15 protein-coding genes are annotated in these 17,235 nt (G+C 47.7%); 2 read left to right on the plus strand and 13 right to left on the minus strand.

Annotation, left to right across the window (positions count from 1 at the left end; translation table 11 throughout):
• Positions 1-474: 474 nt before the first annotated feature.
• Positions 475-1,584 carry an extracellular solute-binding protein gene (locus ACWQXP_RS19240; RefSeq protein ID WP_454064459.1) on the minus strand — a complete coding sequence of 370 codons (1,110 nt, stop codon included), beginning with the start codon at positions 1,582-1,584 and terminating at the stop codon, positions 475-477.
• Between the two features lie 539 nt (positions 1,585-2,123).
• On the opposite strand from ACWQXP_RS19240, the gene ACWQXP_RS19245 reads away from it, so the two are divergent.
• The gene (locus ACWQXP_RS19245; RefSeq protein WP_454064460.1) at positions 2,124-2,633 is read left to right on the plus strand and encodes an STN domain-containing protein; all 510 of its coding nucleotides are present in this window, start codon (positions 2,124-2,126) and stop codon (positions 2,631-2,633) included.
• A 42-nt stretch (positions 2,634-2,675) separates the two neighbouring features.
• On the opposite strand, the gene ACWQXP_RS19250 is transcribed toward ACWQXP_RS19245, so the two are convergent.
• From ACWQXP_RS19250 to ACWQXP_RS19285, 8 genes are all read right to left on the minus strand, one after another.
• Positions 2,676-3,788, minus strand: a complete 1,113-nt coding sequence (locus tag ACWQXP_RS19250; protein ID WP_454064461.1) for a PepSY-associated TM helix domain-containing protein — start codon at positions 3,786-3,788, stop codon at positions 2,676-2,678.
• 24 nt (positions 3,789-3,812) lie between these two features.
• Positions 3,813-6,074: a TonB-dependent receptor gene (locus tag ACWQXP_RS19255; RefSeq protein ID WP_454064462.1), complete on the minus strand. Its 2,262-nt coding sequence runs from the start codon at positions 6,072-6,074 to the stop codon at positions 3,813-3,815.
• Positions 6,075-6,164: 90 nt separating this feature from the next.
• The gene (hemP, locus tag ACWQXP_RS19260) at positions 6,165-6,437 is read right to left on the minus strand and encodes a hemin uptake protein HemP (RefSeq protein WP_454064463.1); all 273 of its coding nucleotides are present in this window, start codon (positions 6,435-6,437) and stop codon (positions 6,165-6,167) included.
• 176 nt (positions 6,438-6,613) lie between these two features.
• Positions 6,614-8,914 (minus strand): TonB-dependent receptor, encoded by a 2,301-nt coding sequence (locus ACWQXP_RS19265; RefSeq protein WP_454064464.1) that lies wholly within the window; start codon positions 8,912-8,914, stop codon positions 6,614-6,616.
• A 755-nt stretch (positions 8,915-9,669) separates the two neighbouring features.
• Positions 9,670-10,032, minus strand: coding sequence for an ExbD/TolR family protein (locus ACWQXP_RS19270; RefSeq protein ID WP_454064465.1), 363 nt, complete (start codon positions 10,030-10,032; stop codon positions 9,670-9,672).
• 1 nt (position 10,033) lies between these two features.
• The gene (gene exbB, locus ACWQXP_RS19275) at positions 10,034-10,459 is read right to left on the minus strand and encodes a TonB-system energizer ExbB (protein WP_454064466.1); all 426 of its coding nucleotides are present in this window, start codon (positions 10,457-10,459) and stop codon (positions 10,034-10,036) included.
• Between the two features lie 37 nt (positions 10,460-10,496).
• Entirely contained in the window at positions 10,497-10,967 is a 471-nt protein-coding gene (locus tag ACWQXP_RS19280) for a hypothetical protein (RefSeq protein WP_454064467.1), read from the minus strand.
• Positions 10,968-11,076: 109 nt separating this feature from the next.
• Positions 11,077-12,180: an energy transducer TonB gene (locus ACWQXP_RS19285; protein WP_454064468.1), complete on the minus strand. Its 1,104-nt coding sequence runs from the start codon at positions 12,178-12,180 to the stop codon at positions 11,077-11,079.
• Between the two features lie 407 nt (positions 12,181-12,587).
• On the opposite strand from ACWQXP_RS19285, the gene ACWQXP_RS19290 reads away from it, so the two are divergent.
• Complete coding sequence (locus tag ACWQXP_RS19290; protein ID WP_454064469.1) at positions 12,588-12,956, plus strand: c-type cytochrome; 369 nt, start codon at positions 12,588-12,590, stop codon at positions 12,954-12,956.
• A gap of 148 nt (positions 12,957-13,104) precedes the next feature.
• On the opposite strand, the gene ACWQXP_RS19295 is transcribed toward ACWQXP_RS19290, so the two are convergent.
• The 4 genes from ACWQXP_RS19295 to ACWQXP_RS19310 form a co-directional block, all read right to left on the minus strand.
• Complete coding sequence (locus ACWQXP_RS19295) at positions 13,105-13,644, minus strand: helix-turn-helix transcriptional regulator (RefSeq protein ID WP_454064470.1); 540 nt, start codon at positions 13,642-13,644, stop codon at positions 13,105-13,107.
• Between the two features lie 211 nt (positions 13,645-13,855).
• Entirely contained in the window at positions 13,856-14,515 is a 660-nt protein-coding gene (locus ACWQXP_RS19300; protein ID WP_454064471.1) for a PEP-CTERM sorting domain-containing protein, read from the minus strand.
• 126 nt (positions 14,516-14,641) lie between these two features.
• Positions 14,642-16,414 carry a hypothetical protein gene (locus ACWQXP_RS19305; protein WP_454064472.1) on the minus strand — a complete coding sequence of 591 codons (1,773 nt, stop codon included), beginning with the start codon at positions 16,412-16,414 and terminating at the stop codon, positions 14,642-14,644.
• Between the two features lie 302 nt (positions 16,415-16,716).
• The gene (locus ACWQXP_RS19310) at positions 16,717-17,232 is read right to left on the minus strand and encodes a hypothetical protein (protein WP_454064473.1); all 516 of its coding nucleotides are present in this window, start codon (positions 17,230-17,232) and stop codon (positions 16,717-16,719) included.
• Positions 17,233-17,235 lie beyond the last annotated feature (3 nt).

The raw sequence follows: 17,235 nt of genomic DNA on the forward strand, positions 1-17,235 counted from the left end.
CGCCCCGGAGGAGAGGCGCTCTGGCTCGGAGGAGGGCAGGTGACGTGGCCTGCCCTCTGGTGCAAATGGTTGTGGCCGAAACATCGGTGGTGCCTGGCGGCTCATGAGGGTCTGAGCATAATAATGACAGGAAGAAGAATGGGCGTGACGTTTATTTATGAATTTGAAATGCATTATCATTTTCAATTAATAGCATTGACTCAGGCCTTGCGGAATGTTCATTTTCCGGAGAATTATGCAAATTTCCAGGAAATGTATCGTGAAGCAAGTATGGGGTACGACAGATTCAAGAGGTGATGGATGATTCGATGATCATGCGAAACTCCAAGACAATGACAGGTGGGGATAGAGCATGTTGCCCATAGTCTCGTTCGATTTTCACAAAATTCGTTTGCAGGGATAACTCGTAGGCATTGAGTATGGCTCAAGAAGGTGTCACAACCTTGTTGAAGAGTTGTGACACCTTCTTCTTGATTACCGCAATCCGACTTCTTCTATCAGAGTCATGGCCGGATCGTGTAGTTCACTCAGTTGGCCAAGCGGAACGGTTGCGGCACGAAAACTTGATCGTTTTGGCAGAACGTCGTTCGTTTTAACTTCTGGGTTCAGCGGGTATTCTTTATTCATATCCGCAAACATTTCTTGTCCCTCGGAAGAGGCTAGAAACGTCACGAGCTGATGAGCCTCGTTGACATGGTTACTTGGCTTTGTCATGGCTATCCCGGCAACATTGAGAATGGCCCCCATCCCTCCGTCTTGTTGATCAGGCATGAGCGTCGCAATCGGGGATTTTGGCTCTTCTGCTAACTGCCGATAGACATAGTAATGATTCACGAGACCAATCGAGACCTCGCCTCGTGTGACCGCCTTGACGAGTTGTGAACTCTTTCCATACACGTGGTTTTCGGCGTTGTCTTTGATGCCTTTCAAAAATTTTCGAGTGACATCGTCTCCATGTGCGGCCTTAATCACCGACACTCCAGACTGCAGGTATTCGCTTCCGGCGTTCTCTATGGCTAACTTTCCTTTCCATTTCGGGTCGGCCAGGTTGAGAATGGATTGAATGTCCTCAGGTTTCACCATCGTGGTGTTATAGACCACGACATAAAACCTTCCAGATAATCCAATCCAGCTATTGTCCTCAGCACGATAGGGTGCTGGGATATTGTCTAAAATATTTTTCAGATCTGATGGAGGATGAGAATCCGCTCCTTTGCCCGAGGAATGCGCTTGAATGTCATCTTGCGATACGAGGGGTTGGAACAAGCCGAGTTGTCGAGCCCGTTCGAGTCCTGTCGCATCGTTGGTAATGAGCACATCGGCTGGTGTGTTCTCGCCTTCGGCCTTGAGCCGGTTTACGAGTTCTGTTGTCTTCGAAGTCAGAAGCTGAACCTTGATTCCCGTTTGGTCTGTAAAACGGTCAAGAACCGGTTTAATCAACCGCTCGGCTCTTCCGGAGTACACCACAAGCGAGTCTGCTGACTGCGCAGGTCCGGGAGTGAAAAGAGAGAGGACTACGCCGAATCCGCAAAGAAGAACGGAAAGGACGGTAGAGGGTGATCGTATGGGACGCAAGAGTTTCACGATATATTCCTTTCGTCAAGATTGAAAAAGTTTGAACTACCATACGGCACCAGCACTAGGTAAAAACATGTTCAATCGCCAGAATTGGAATGTGCATTTTCCAGAAAATTGTGTGAATGGAAAGGACGTGTCAAATGAAGAACGCTATTGAGGGGAAAAAGTCAAAAGACATCGCTAATGAGATGTCGACAAAAGAGCGGATATTAAATTTCTCGAAACTGTTAGGGCCTATGCTTTTCATTGTCATATTCGTTTTTAACGACTGTCTTTTCATGATTCGTGAGCTCACATGGGGTGCCAACAGTGCGTAGTATTCGCAATGCAACGTAGAATGATCCATTAAATTTTCTTGACGATATTCCCCGTTCGAATCTTGCCGGAATGTTTAACTAAGGAATTTGAACATTCCTTTCAAGGCGATGTTCGTCTAGGATACCGCTCCATTTGTTTGCGCCCCCTTAGCGTCATTGCAGTGCCAATTTTCAATTTCTTTCATGTGTCGTCCCGATTTAGAGGAATCAATCTAAGGAGAATTTACGATGTATCTTGTGTGTTTGAACGACCACAACACACCATGGTTTCAACGTACCTTTTGGTGTGTAACCGTTGGATTCCTGTTGAGTGGCCTGGTATTCGGTGAGGTCAGAGCAGATGAGTCAACTGTTATTCAAGTTACACAGCAAGAGGCTTCGCCGTTGGCCTCAGACACTGACCGTAAATTGAAGCAGTTTCGAGTTTCACCAGGAGAACTAGGGTCAGCGTTAACGAGCTTTGCTAAAGAGGGTGGAGTTCACCTGACCTATGATGCAACGTTAATGAAGGGACGACAAACGCAAGGCGTTTCAGGAAAATTCACCCTCGACGATGCCTTGAATAGATTGCTAGCTGGAACGGGCCCCTTACATCGTCCGAACCATACCGGAATCATCCGTGTCTTCGAAAACTCAAATGAAGAAAGTGAGAGCACGCAGGAACAGCAAGGACGCGATACTGGGAATAAGGTCGCTGTTAAGCCGATGGCTACCCCACTCTGTTCCTCACGGAATTGATTCGAAATCATAGTAATGACCACTAGAGAAGTTCTTTATTTCTCACCAGTCATGATCGAGAATATGTATTGGATTTTGAGTTGACTTCTGTTTTTTTCTTTGAGGCCACGTTCGAGAGACAAAACTCATGATGCCGAATATCCCTAAGAGCACCAGGGCGCCAGACGTGCTCAGTGCAAGAAGTGTATACGGGATTCCGCCAATTTTTGATGCATGTAGTGGATAGAATTTTTGTGTAATGCGCATGCCAAATTCTTGTTGCTGGGCATTAATAGCTTGGAGCACGTCTCCTGTGTACGGATTCAGCAGAACAAATGAACGGCCGTTGGGGTGCCACTCCTCCGGCATACGTTTCCGAAAGCTCATGGCGGCGTTGTCTTTACTTGGTAGCCGGACAGAAATTAATTGGCCGTCCGGTAATACCTTTGAGACGGTTTTCAGAATGGTGGTCCAAGACTGAATGGGCCGATCGACGTATATGACCGTGGCTGAAGGAATCGTGGGAGGCTGTGAATCAAGAAGAGACGTGATGGCCGTGACAATGGGACGATTGAAGACCATTGTGATACCAGTGGCGACGATTAAAAGAATCGCGGCAGAAAAGATGACGCCAAGTGCGGAATGAGACCGCATGAAATGAAGTGATGTTGAATGTTGCGGGATGAGAGAGCGTATACGCCATTTTTTGCGTCGAGGCCACCAGAGAACGAGTCCCGAGATGACAAAGCCTAAAACAAGTATGCCCACGATGCCATTCATCTGCTCACCCACTTCACCGGCGAACAAATGAACATGAAACTCAAAGAGGATATCCATCAGCGATTCATCCCAGGTCCAGCGAGTGATCACCTCACCGGAGATGGGATGCACAAAGGCTTCAGAGCCATCGCTTAACCAAACTTGAAAGGCATTTTTCCCTTGCATGGGAAATCGAATCTGCCGGATTGAGGCATCGGGGAGGCGATGTTCGAGTTCTGTCAAGACGGTCGAGTAGGCATGATCTTGTTCAGACGTGATTGGATTGCTGAGTTCCGGTAAGGAGAAACGAAGGGCGGCATCATGAAAAATCAGGATGCCGCCGGAGAGGGCAATGGCAACGACGATGAAGCTGAGGAGCAGCCCCAGCCATCGATGGAAGAAACGAAGAACGGTCACGATTCACTCATATGGGTGGTAGAATTAAAATTCATGTTGCCAGAACAATGAAAGAGAGCGTCCGCTCCCGGCAAAAAACGATTGGTTGTTTTGAGATGGATTGACCTGGGAAAAGTAGGTCACATACTGATTGTCAAGGAGATTTTCAATGCCCAGACTAAACTGTCCGTACTCGGTCTGTTGAGCGATCAACAAATCGACGAGCGTGATGCCGTTGAAGTTGGCATTTGGATTGTTTGATGCTCCCCCGAAACTTCGTTTAAACAAATGTGACAATTGCACTCGACCGCTGAGTCCGTTGTCGAGCGAGATAGTGCTAAAGAGGTTCAGCCGATTCGGTGAGATGTTAACGCCATCGAGTTCCGTGTCGAATGACCCATTATCATCTGAATCGATTTCTCCTTGAATCCAGGAATAATTCAACCCGACGACAATCTCATCTGTGACATCGACTGATCCGGTGACATCAAGTCCGTAGATGCGAGTTTTCTCGCGTTCGACGGTAAAGCTGTCATCGGGATTCGCCTGTAGCCTGGCTGCGAGATCTGAATCTGAGCGATAATAGGCGACATGTAGTTGCCCTCGACTGAAGTTCATGTTGACGCCGAACTCAATGTTTTCCGTGACCACGGGGTCGAGATTGAGAAAGGAGTCCACATCCTGTCCTGGAGTATCAATGCCGCGTAACACTCGGCCGACATCCGGCATGGTGAAGCCTTCTGCGTATGAGCCATAGACAGACATCCATGGAGTGACATCGAATGTAATCCCTCCGTTTGGCAGCACTTCCTCAAATGTCGGATTGCCGCCGGAGACAAACGTATTATTTGTTACCGGAAGTGTCGTGAAATCGTCGACGGTGAGTTCGGCAAAGATATAGCGTACGCCGGCAGTCAGGTGAACCCGATCGAGTATCGTGTAGTCAAATTGAGCAAACGGGGCGTAGCTGTCGAAGATCGTTTCCGGCATAAAGCTGCGACCTGTCTGCACGAGCACTTGTGATGTGTTGTCTCGGGTGAAATCAAACCCAAGACTTGGCGTCATATCCCAATCCTCCAGACCGTTCCAGGAATAGATAAACTTTGCCCCGTATTTTTTGGATTTTAATGTGGATTGATCAAATTCGGCTGCGCCGCCAGGAGTCAACGTGTAAAACGTATTAAACCCGCCTGCGAAGACGGCCGCAAAGTCTTGATAGAAAAACTGAGAGGTGAGTTTTCCGTTAAACAGTGAACTGTGAGTGTAATCCACAGACAACGTCGTGACGTCGTTTTCAGGAGGATCCAGTTCCCTGGTAAAAAGTCCGCCTTTTTCCGTCGTCGTGAGGCGTCCTGTTGAACGGTCGCCGATGACTGGTCCAAAGTCTCCATCAGATTCAAGATTGAAATGATTGACCATCACTTGAAGGCGTTGATGGTTATCTGGTTCAAATCCAGCCTTGAAAAAGACATCCCACGATTTTGAATCCATTGCGTCGCCTTGCGATTGATACAGACCCACTCGGTCACCATTGCCGTCAAAGAAGAGCCCTCGGTGATGAAAGGTGGCCCCTCCAATGACGTCAAAAAAACGTTCAAATTTTTTCCCGGTCAACCCAGCGACTTTGTAGGTGAATCCGTCTTGATTGAAGCTGTCATGCGAGGTCACGCCGGCTCGAAGCAAATTCGTCCAAGTCCCATCGGTCCGAGGCGAGCGGGTGACCATGCTGACAACACCGCCGGTCGCCCCCACACCTTGGATTGAGTTGGACCCATGTATCACTTCGATGCGCTCAAGAAAAAACGGGTCAATCGTTTTCCCGTCGCGTGAGGCGTTTCGGAGCGCATTGAATTGCGGGACGCCGTCGATTAAGTACAGTGGATTTCTTCCACGGAAACTCTCGGCTTGTCCGTTTAATCGTCTCAGACTTGGTCCAAATCCGGGGACGGTATTTTCGAGAATACTTTGCACATCATCTCGGATCGTCGTTTGCTGGGTAATGGCTTCTCGCTCCAAAATCGTGACGGTATTGGGAATGGCGGAAATGGGTTTTTCCACCCGTGTCGCGGAGACCGTGACTGGTTTGAGTTTGATCTTCTGAACCGCTGTCTGTTCACTTGATGCGTCAACGGATGTGTTGGATTCTGTGGACACATCACCAGAGCTCTGCGGCCCATCTGAATGTGTCTTTTGTTGAGAAGCTTCTGTCTGCTCTCTCCCTGTTTCTGCCATACTTGGAGTGGCCATGTGCAGGCAGCTCATGCAGACGATAATGAATGCCAACGAACGATTGGTGAGGATGCCCATAGATTCTCCTACTAACTAGTTGGGGAAATGTGCGATGTTGGCTGGCAACCCAACTGACGGTAGAAGCTACCCTGGGACGCTGGCGTTGAACTATTTGGTCAGGAGCAATTTTTCCTGACGTGTGACTTGTAACGTATATTCTTGTCCTTGATGAATGATGGTAATTTTCTGATGGCCTTGGAAGAGGTCCAGGCTCTCAAAAATCGGATGTGATGGGGTTCTTGTCCTGACAGGTTTTCCTGAAGTCCCTGATTGGGTCTTCAGGTCAAGGTTAGACATGTTGGTGCTTAAAGACTTCATAGGAAATTTTGATAGGAGCGGGGAGGAGTATAAACAAGGTCTGTTCATTAAGAGAATGTTCATTTTCCAGAAAAATGTGTTGGATGACTGGAAAATGAAAGCTTAGGGAAATATTCTTCCCCCTTCTTCTATTGAACGAAGGGCGATGCTGATGTGTGGGCTTTGGCCTTGGTCTTGACACCGAAAGCGACCTCTTGCCGTTTTCTATGAAAAGGCTGATTTCGACAACATGCAGTTTATTAATATTGTACGCGGTAGCCCAGCGTGACGACCATCCCTCGTGAGGCGGTATAACTGTCGTTCCTTCCGGTCCTCAGAAGTTGAGCCGTAGTATTGAAATAATCTTGGTTAAGAAGATTTTCTATGCCAAAGCGAAGGAGTCCTGGTCCAGCCTGAATTGTGCTAATGAGATCCAGCACGGTATAACTTTCAACTGGCCTTCCTCCAAAGGACATAGGGTTTAGCCCGGGGTTACGATTTCCAACATAGAGAATCTGAATGCGGTTTTTCCATTTCCACTCAGGGACCGTATTGTGTTCAATATATCCGGTTAACTTGACCGGTGGTATCCGAAATCCATTTAGCGCATCGTAGTTGTCATCGCGGTCTACATCGTTTTCACCTTCGAGCCAGGTGAGTGTGCCTCCCAAAGCCCAGGCTTCGTCCGGTTGAACGTCAAATGTGCCTTCGATTCCCCATACGCGTTCCGGAGCGCGTATGACATTTGCGGCGAATCCGTTGGAAGAGACGCCAAAATCCGATTCGCTATAGAATCCGGAGAGTGAAGTTTGGAAGGTGTGCCATTCTCCGCGAATTCCCAGCTCATAGGTATCTACTTCAATGGGTTCAAGTTGAGAGGACGCAAAAGAAAAGCTGGCGGGAGCGCTTCGAAGAATTAATCCAGTATCGGGAATAGAAAAGCCTTGTGAATAATTAAAAAAGACATTGACAGCATCCGTGAGAAAAACGACTGTTCCGGCATTGAAAACGGTTGCGTCAAAATCAAGATCTCCTCCTGCAATGGTATTTCCAGCCAGTGTTGTAAACGATTCAAGGTTGAGATCAATGCGTTCATAGCGAATGCCTCCTTGAAGAATCCAATTCTCCAATAGGCTCCATTCCAGTTGTCCGAATAATCCAAGATTGCGTTGTTCCAACGGGGGAACCCACACACGATCATCAACCTTTTGAAATACAAGCCCGTTCGAATTATTGAATGCGGTAGGATCCATGATTGCAACACGCTGAGAAGCTTCTTCCCGAGAGAAGTCGAGTCCCCACAAAAGGCGTGGTGATGTGACGCGTGGAAGCGGAATGGGGGTATTGATCTCCAGTCGAAATCCGATTTCCTCTGATTCCACTCGTGATTGCGTGATGTTGTTCCCAAGACTGGCAATGGCCTGACCGTCAAAGGGCTGAAACCGTGTTAACGCATTGCGATAATAGGCCAGGGAATGCACTCGACTTCCAAAGATATTCTGATGGGTATAGTCCAGATTGACCATGGTGTTCCGGGATTCCGGTTGATCGTCTAATTTGAGACCTTTACGTGATCGAGCACGCACGGATTTTAGAGGAAGCGTGTTCACCGTTGGGTCTGACGCGTAATCTGTATCTTGTTGTGACTGGAAATGATTGACGGTAAGTTGGATGCGTTGTTGAGAGAAATCATAGCCAAATTTTCCCATGATGTTGTAGACGCTGAGATCGGATAGTCCTCCTTGAGCGCTTAACAAATCTGGGGGAACCCGACTGGCATCGGCATCAAACATCCCCCCGACATATTCGTACGAACCACTTACAAGGTAATCGACGCCGGATTTCTTTCCTGAAAGTGATTGCGCAAACCGTCCTCCGAAACTGGCTGACGGATTCGTTGGAGCAGAGTTGATCATGACATCAGTTGTCCATGTCGGAATTTCTGAATTTGGTCGTTTAGTGATGATATTGATGATGCCGCCAGTGGCGCCATCGCCATAGATCGATGTGGCACCACGAACGACTTCTATTCGATCAATTGCAGAGGGGTCAATAGTTCGCAGGTCCCGGCCGGCATTCCGGATTGACGTTTGCGGGACGCCATCGATCAAGACTAATGCGGTTCGACCTCGAAGTGTTTGTCCGCCATTACTGCCTATAGGATTGTTTGTCGGTGATTGATTGCCCGGGGCCAGGCCAGGAACGAGTTTTCCCAGAAGATCGCTCGGGTTTCGTGTGAGCAAGCTTTGTTCTTTGATGGTTTCGGGTGGAATGACTGTGACGGAGCCTGGGATAGACGACAAGGGTGATTCGAACCGAGTTGCCGTTACGGTCACGGGCTTCAGCTTAATCCTTTGAGGAGATACTGTCTGATTGATCGATGCTTGGGGTTTTACTTCATTGGCTGCATCTTGTGTATCGAGGGTTTCTGTAAGGGGAGGTTCGGTGTTTGGCTTGTGCTCTTCTACTATTGAAACTTCTGCTGCGCTAGGTAATGGCAGCCCCGTCAACCCAAGCCAACTGACAATGAGTAGTACCAATCGACCATCATGAATACGCATGAATTCTCCCGTAAAAGATTTTGTCAATGAATCGTGATGCCGGTTGCCGAATGGAAATAAACGAAACACAGATGTCGGTGCGTCTGTTATGTCTTTTAAGTCGTGACTCAAAAAGGCTGGTCAGTATAGGAGAAGTTTGAGCATGCGGAGAATGTTCATTTTCCAGAAAAAGATATTGATTTCTGGAAAATCAGCATGAAATGCAAAGAAGAGCTGGCGATTGCCTGAGATGAGAAACTATCGTTTACCCTCTAAAGGGAATGGTTGAGTGAGGCGTGGCAAATAAGCATTGTTATGAAAAGAGGAGAGCGTCTCTTGGCGAGGTCGAGTATTCCCGAAGCTATAGCGAATCCAAATAAGTTCCAGCTGCAACCTTGGCGACGATTGTTGTGTGATCCTGCGTAACCTCAATAGGTCACTGACGTTCAACGCGGGTCTGCTCCTGAGGTGTCGACTTGAGATCGCCAAGCCCGCGCGATTACTTGCTTCAAACATGAGGAAGTTATTCGAAGCGGCTATAGGCATTCGTTATTTAGTCTATCTTTGTGGGGAAATTATTCCTTGATGATGGAGAGAAAAATTCAAGCGAGAGGTAGAGAAGATTACTAGAAAGATCTGAAGGGTGTCCAGTTCACTCTAACTATTCGGAGAATAGTCGAGACGGCCATAGTTTTTTATGCCCATCTCGGCTAGGTCTTTCAAAGAGAAGTTAACATGTATGAATTCGCCTCATTGCTTGCCGATTCTAGTTGAAGCTATTTTCGCTCGACAGCCAGACTGACTTGTTGAAAGCCCTCGCCTTTCACTTCATCGACAACGTCGACAAATTGTTCAAGCTTAATAATCCGGTCTGCCCGTACGACGACGAGAGTTTTTCGAGGAAACTCTTGTAGCTGGGCGATAAGGCCTTCTCTGGACATTTCTTGGTCGTTGAGAAACAGCGTTCCCTTTGACGTCAAGGTGATGCGAATAGGTTCATCAGGTTGGGCGGCTGCTTCTGATGCCTTGGCTAAATCGACTGGAATATGACCCGTGGTGATGAAGGTGGCCGTGGTGAGAACAATCACCAACAAGACGAGCATCACATCGACGAGTGGAATGACATTGATTTGATTCATTTCAGGATCCATGGACCACCTGATGTTCTGTGAGGAGTTCTGTGACTCGTCGACGCAAGGCATTATTCATGACGACACAAGGAATGGCGACGAGGAGACCAACGGCTGTCGCTTTTAAGGCTAAGCTTAATCCGACCATGATGGTGCTGACGGTAATGGTTTTTGCCGTTCCCATGCTTTGAAAGGTCATCATAATCCCCAGGACTGTACCCAGAAGCCCGATGTATGGCGCATTGGCCGCGACGGTTCCAATAATGACGAGCCGTTTGGTTAAAGAAATTTCGAGACGTTGTCGGTCTGGAAACTGAGCAAGGTTGAGTCGTCGATAGAACATCCATCGTTCCGTTCCCACAGCCAGGGCCCAAATGCTTAAGGCAATCAACAGCCCGATGATTCCGTAATCGACGAGCGCTTGTAATGAGTTCATGAGAGAGGCTCCTTTTTACGTTCTTTCTCCAATGATGCTATTTGGTCTTTGATTGAGACTGAACACTTTCTATTGGGGTATTTTTTGTGAAAACAATAGTTCGCAAGTCCTCCACCGGAACTTTAATTTGCCCAAAGTCAGAGTCTCCAATCAGACTCACACTCTTGGCTAAAGGGAATTCACCACTTTTTCCATTTTGAAGCGAAATGTTCAGAGAGGCCGTGCCTTTATCCGCTTGCCCAGGCTTCACGTCGATATGTTTAATATTTTCGAACTTGACATTCATGGTGGCGGTGCCTCGTTTGACAGGGACATGGGTAATTTCATGCGGGACAAACGTGGTGTCATCAATTTGGTCTTCCCAGTAGAGCCGTGCATTGTCCAGCGTCATCTCGACGCCGCTGGCATCGGTGGTTTTGGCCGTGAAGGCGGATGAATTGGCCAGAGCTATGGTAGTGAACATGGGGCATCCGAGGATGAGTAGGGTCATGAGCAGTCGTATGAGCATGGTCGGTTCTCCTTTTATTACGTCCATAAAAGATTGATGATCTGTTCTCGGTGATTTGTGTATCGGAAACATTGAATTGACTCGGTTGTTGTTAGAGGTTGCGTTGTCGTCATCGTCGCAATTCAAACGACACGGGGATTTCAATGGCGGCATTTCCCATCATCGAGGGTGGCTTCATGGGAATCACTTTTTTAATGGCGTCCAGGGCGGCTTCATCTAAAATTGAATGCCCTGAGGGTTCGGACACTTTGAGCAATGTGAGGTCTCCGCCTTGCGATAAGGAAAACGCGACGGTGGTGACGCCATGATAGCCAAGTCGTTTGGCAATACGTGGGTACTCACGATGCCTCTGAATTTTTTTCCGAAGTAATTTCAGGAAGTCCAGAACTTCAGGTGAGAGGGTGTTTGATGTGACGCGTGTATTTTTAGAAGGTTTTGGTCGCGAAGCAATCTTGGGCTTAGCTGCTGAGACAGGTTTCGCCTTGGAGGACAGACGTCTCGTTACTTGACGATCTGGACTTCCAGAAAAAATGGCTGGTTTCAGGCGTTGTTGTTGTGTATTTGATTTTGCGACCACGCCTTGTTGACGACTCAGTGGGCGTTCAACGGCCGAATGGGGCTGGACCATTGAGTGTACTTTTTCCTCTTGGATTCTGGATGGTTGAGAGATGGCTTTGGCGACTGTCACCTGAGACGTTGCACTCACTTGTTTGGGAGATGTTCTGACTGGTGTTGTCTGCTGTGCACTGCTCTGTGTTTGGACAGTGGTGACGGTTTTGGCCACGGCCTTTGAATGTTTTGTATTTGTCGTCTTCACTGTCGTTGCATGTCGTACTTGGCGTTGAGTGTTTACGGGTTGAGCCCGAGTGGTGATGCTTTGATGAGGTGTCGTGACCTTGCGTGAAGGTGATTGTCGCACCGCGGTTTGTTCCATGGGTTTTGGTAATGATTGTTGAGGTATCGCTGATGGTGTGGTAACAGGCCGACGCAGGGGTCGGTGGACGACTTGGTGAGTGATCGATTGTTGTGTCCGAAGTTGGCGTTGAGCGATCTGTTTCTTTGGCTGAGGACGAATGGCCGGAGCTTGTTGTGTTGGCTTGACTCGTTTGACCGTCTGACTTGGCTGTGGCGGTTGTGGCGAGGGCATGGGTTTGACGAGAGAGACATTCCACTGGTGAGGCTTTGATGACGGTGGGGGGGTGACATGTACCATAAGTTCCAAGGCTAGAAAGATAATGAGTCCATGGAATATGAACGAACCTATCCAAGAGGCGACAGTGAATCGAGATGTTTTCTGGTGTAACGTGACGTTGGAATTCATGAAATTAACAAGCTACTGCAATGGCATTCTGTAGTGCTTTTTGTTGATATCGAAATTCAAAATCATAACAACTTTAACATCAACCATGGTAAGTTCTACATGTCCAAACTCCAGAAAAACATGTTCAAATTCCTGTTTGACGAGATGATGGGTTATGTGGAAAAGGCAACATTCATCACAGGATTCTTGGATGATGATGGGTCGGCAAAGATAGTTGTCATGAGTGTTTTTAGAACATATAGTGTAACCAGTAACGATATTCATCCACTTATTTCTATTGTTTGAAAGGGAAGAGATCTATGCGACGTATTGATGTTCTGATGTTCGCTGGGGTGTTGGTCTGGAGTTTGTCTGTCGCGGGGCAGGTCGTGACGGCTGAAGACACGAAGTCAGATCCTAAGAATGGGCGAACCATTTTTGAAGCGAATTGTGTGACCTGCCACGGGGAAAGCGGAAAAGGGGATGGTCCCACCGGGGCGTATCTCAGTCCACCGCCTGCAGATCTGACCAGTGAGGATGTCCGCACTGATCCGGACTCCGAACTGTTGACCATTATCAGTAATGGAATCACGGATAAAGGTATGCCCGCTTGGAAGTCTTCGCTCTCGGCTGACCAAATTCGTGATGTGCTTGCGTACATTCGAACTTTAAGTGTTTCGGAAAACTAGTCATCCTGAACGACGATTTCTTTTGAGGTTCTTTTTACATAAAGATGTGAAGCGGACATGTTGAGTATGATCCACGACCATCTGGTCTGTGCTTCTATCCTCGTCACGGTCTATGCCGCAGATGTGGTACGAGGTTCGGTTTGATTGTTCATGCATGGACTTTGAGATTTCTCTGTACATTGTGACGAAATTGCCTGGGAGACTGTCCTGTTGTCTTCTTAAAGAAGTGACTGAATGCAAATTGATCCCCGAACCCCAATTCGTCGGCAATATGCGTGAGCCCGATACTTTCATCTTCCAAGAGTCGCTGAGCTCTTTCAATTCTCACACGTCTGAGATAAGCAGAAAAAGACTCCCCCATTTGTGATTGAAACAGTTCGGAGCAATATTTCTCAGAATACCCCAGAAATTTTGAGAGATCTTTCAGTGAGACGCCATGACGAAGGTTTGACATGATAAAATCATGAATTTGTCTTGGCAGGGGGTTCATCGTGTGTGACGGATTGATCCCGTAAATCAAGAGTTCATCCATCACTTCCCGGGCAATGGCTTGTGGCTCGTTGACGGGTTTCAGGAGTTTCATTCGATTAACCCAGTTTTCTGTAAACTCACGAAGTTCTTGGATTAAGTCTCTTTCACCTCTTCTATGCGACTCTATCTGGGGTGCAGTTAACTGAGATACGGTCATGGTAATCCTCCCGTACGTTAATTCACGATCAGCCTGAGCTGTCTGTCTTTGTTGTCTGTATAGAAATTTTTCAGTCATCAGATCGTTTGGTTGTTCTTCAGGGTGAAAAAAAAGAGCCCAAAGTGTTGAAACACTTTGGGCTCTGGGATCAGGTCCTCTGGCCATATGGGTTGCACTAAATTATGGGTCAATCGTCATGCTGACTTTCCTGTCACTTTTTTCGATAGTACAGGGTTAATCCGATGAGTCCCGAGCCAAGCAGAAGCAATGTTGAGGGTTCGGGGACTGTCGCCGAGCTTGCGTCTGCCTGAGCCGCCACGGCCATTTCGACAAATGTTGTTCCGGTAGGGAGAGGCACACCAGAATACGTCTGTGTGATGGGAAATCCTGGCACAGTGTTTCCTGAGCCCATACTGAAATTTGGCGAGGTACTGTTGTCTTCGAATATTGAGGCCTGTGTAACATCATTGATGAAAATTTCCAACGCGATTTCAGCATAGGCCTCTTCAGCATTCGGATGATCGACAGAGCCTTGTAGTGACCATTCGTAGATTACCGTGAGGTCAATATCGACGGGATTTGTGGTCGTATTCGTCAACTCGATCACCCCGAATGCTGCACCGATTCCCATGGCCGATCCTGAGGGCGATGCATTCGCGGTTGCCTTGGCACCCGCTTGAATTCCATGATTGATGTCCTGTGGGGTGGGAGCGAAGGCGGTGGCCGATGCGTGACCATTTTCGATGGTGTCGGTGATTCCGAATGAGTCAATGATTCCAAATTCAATTCCGGTAGACGGTATCGCCAATGTCAATTGAGCCTGAACGTCAGCTTCGCTTAAAGCCGTGGCGTGAGCAATTGATAGAACCATTAGACTGCAAATCACAGATGAAAAAGCAATAAAGCATGTCTGGCTCCATGAGGATCGTGGAGTGCGTCTTATGTTGTCTTGTCTCGTCATGAATCTGACTCCTGATTGTTGTGGCGAAATCCTGGTTTAACTGTAATCTTCGTTGAGTGATTTTAAAAACAAGACCAATGGCGCAATATCCTGTTCCGTCAGCGCAATATTCTTTAGTCGTTGATCACCATTTCGAAGGGTTCCCTGCCGTCGCATTTCGGAATTCGTGATGTAGCCGCGTACGACATCCTCCAGCGTGTCAACTTGACCCGTATGACTGAACGGTGCCGAATGACTCAGATCGCGGAGGCCCGGCGTTTTGAATCGGGCGATCGCTTTCGGCAGAAGTCGGCTGGGCCGACAGAATCGAATAATGTTTCTCACTCGAAAACTCTCACTGAGCGATTCCTTACAAAGAGTGATCCAGATTCGTTCCTGAGATTTAGGGAAGTCAGGATTCATGAAAATATTCCAGATCCCCAAATCCGTGTATTGAATGTTTTCTGTCGTAGGAATCGTTCGAAATGGTTCCTTGGCTTGCGGGTGCTGTTCGGTGGCGGGCAAGTACTCGTTATGGTGACGATAACGTTGCCACAGGTCTGGAATGTTGAGCTGGGCAAAGGCTCCAGTGCCATGGATTCCGTCATACTCTGCCTGTGCAATGCCCGTATTGTGAAATTTGAAATCTGTAAAATTTGGCGCTGTATGACAGGCTATGCAGTTCCCTATTTTGCCTTGAGCCCGGTCACTTGGTTGAAACCGATGATTTTTCTGGGTAAAAAATATCTTGAGCCCTTGTAATTCTTGCTCGCCAAAGGCAAACGACTGGTCGTGAAATTCGAATCCACCATCGGGTGTATTTGGATTTTTAGTGATAAACTGTAACTGCCATTTCTCTTCTAATCTTAGTATCTTTCGAAGCAATTGTGTGCTGTACCTGAGGTCCGATTCCCATTTCTTGGTCTGCCGTGGTAACCCATTGATTTCGAGAAATACATCGTAAGGCGAAAGATTGAAATTGCCATCCTCGTCTTGAGAGAAACGTAAATCTTCAGTGTAGGCGGCGATGAGTTTTGCTACTGCTTGAAAGATTTCTTCATCCGTGGCATTCAGCACGTCTGCCCGAAATTCGTCCGGGAGGATGAAGTCTTTTGGAATGACTGGATCTGTTCCTTTGAGAAGTACCGAATAGGAGAGTCCTCCGAATTCTTGAGCCAAGTCACCTGTTCCCTTATCTTCTCGTACGATTCTGGCCACATGGGCGATGGCTTCGGCTTTTTCTCCAGGTACCCAGCCATAGTTACGACCGGTCAATGTCCCTTCGACCAGGTCAGCCACGGTTGTAAATTCACCATCAAGATGTAGGAGAAAATTTTTGCGAGCTAATGACGCATTGACCAGTGCGGGTGCATTTCGTACAGCGGTCGTTTTTCCATCTTCTCGGGCAGGGATAGGACTGCGCCGAGCGAAATCGGAGTATGTGCGCATTGAATATCCCTCTAAGGGCTCTTCGACGCCAAGTTCATCAACAAAATGGCAACTTCGACAGTTCATGGATTGACCGGCGAATGGACCGTTAGCTAATTGTTGAGATGTCAAACTTGCATTCACGGTTCTATCGAGAGCGGGGTCCCCTGTTGGAAGAGAATCGTTCGTATCGCCACCATCATCCAGAAATGTTTTAAAAAATTGAGCAAACCGCGTTTCGACAAACAGGCGTTCGCCGGCTGTAATTTCTGCTGGATCGGCTTCTTCGATTTCTTGGGCAAACGTATTGGCTGGATTCGTTACGACCCCCAGCCCCAGCATCAGTGACGCCATCATAAATGCGTATTGCAACGCTTGGTATCTGTCGACTTGGGATTTCATTGTTAATCCTCCGTCAATTTGAATAAAAGACCTGCATATAAAAAGAACATAATCTACTGTCGGGAAAAAATTTCCTAGGAACGCAATGAAATTCCATGTCCATTTTCTGGACGTCGGTACTCTCGTACATGCAGAGGGGCGGAGGGACCAGGAGGACAGTCCCCCGCTATCTGAAGCGGATGATGGGTCCCGCCCCTAGCACGAATAAAAAGAGCCCACGAGAGGTTCGTCACTCTCATGGGCTCTGGACTCAAGGTCTCTGGCCTGTTTGGAATGTTGTCTTGAATTACGAAAACGTCATTTTAGTCGTCGTAGTCGCTGCTATACGTCAATGCGTTCTTGTGAAACCACATTTCGCGCATGGGAATGACAAACATAATTAAGAAGCCGATAGTCATCAAAATGTCACCGCCTAGTAAAGTCAGGACATAGACTGGTGACACATAGGTAATCAGCCATGGTGAAACAAGATCTAATGTCACTCCCAAAAATGAGATCCATGTCGTGACAACTTTAGTGATCGAGCTGGCCATCGTGAGGTAGAGGACATGTACCATGATCAAGAAGACGACGGGCATTGTGAATAAATGAAAGTGGGTAGTCTCGGCTAGCTGGCCAAATGACATGGGTTCGCCAAAGTTGGCATCAGAGCCGCGATAATGCTGGGCGATGCCCTTTGGGGACAGATCTGTCATGCTATGGGCCCAGACAAAGGTAAAGATAAACCCGGCCAACATGATGAGAAGAAACCAGGTGTAGACCAGTCGTATTTGTCGATCGGTGTCGCGGAGGCGAAACCGTGTATTAAAATTCCGCATGCC

Source organism: Candidatus Nitrospira salsa (assembly GCF_965152625.1).